General features: G+C 72.4%; 1 protein-coding gene. It reads right to left on the reverse strand.

The genetic code is table 11. The annotated features are described in order from the left end of the window. Positions 1–37 precede the first annotated feature (37 nt). Positions 38–646, reverse strand: a 609-nt coding sequence (locus tag G6018_RS12740; protein WP_182639793.1) for a uracil-DNA glycosylase, incomplete at its 5' end; no start/stop codon positions are given.

Genomic DNA, 646 nt, shown 5'->3' on the forward strand with positions numbered 1-646 from the left:
AGCGCACCCCGCGCTTCGGTGGGGCCTGAGCGCGCCTCTACGTCTGCTCCGGCATCTCCGGCAGTCGCCAGTCGACGGGGTCCACGCCGAGTCGGTGCAGTTCGTCGTTCGCGCGGCTGAACGGCCGGGAACCGAAGAACCCTCGCGAGGCCGACAGGGGTGAGGGGTGGGCGGAGGCGATGACCGGGGTGTCGCCGAGCATCGGCGCCAGGGACTGTGCCTGGCGGCCCCAGAGAATCGCCACCAGCGGACGGCCGCGCTCCACCAGCGCCTCGATCGCGCGCCCGGTGACCTCCTCCCACCCCTTCCGTCGGTGAGAGGCCGGCTGCCCCGGCGTCACCGTGAGGACCCGGTTGAGCAGGAGGATCCCGCTGCCGGCCCAGGAGCTCAGGTCGCCGTGCCGGGGGGCCGGCAGCCCCAGATCGTCGGAGTACTCGCGGTAGATGTTGACCAGGCTCCGTGGCAGGGGGCGGACGTGGCCGTCCACGGCGAAGCTCAGGCCGACGGCGTGCCCGGGCGTCGGATACGGATCCTGACCCACGATCAGCACGCGGACGTCGTCGAACGGCTGGGTGAAGGCGCGCAGGATCCGTTCACCCTCCGGCAGGTATCCGCGGCCCGCGACTTCCTCCGCGCGGAGGAAGTC

This window comes from Dietzia sp. DQ11-44 (assembly GCF_014145205.1).
Classification (GTDB): Bacteria; Actinomycetota; Actinomycetes; order Mycobacteriales; family Mycobacteriaceae; genus Dietzia; species Dietzia natronolimnaea.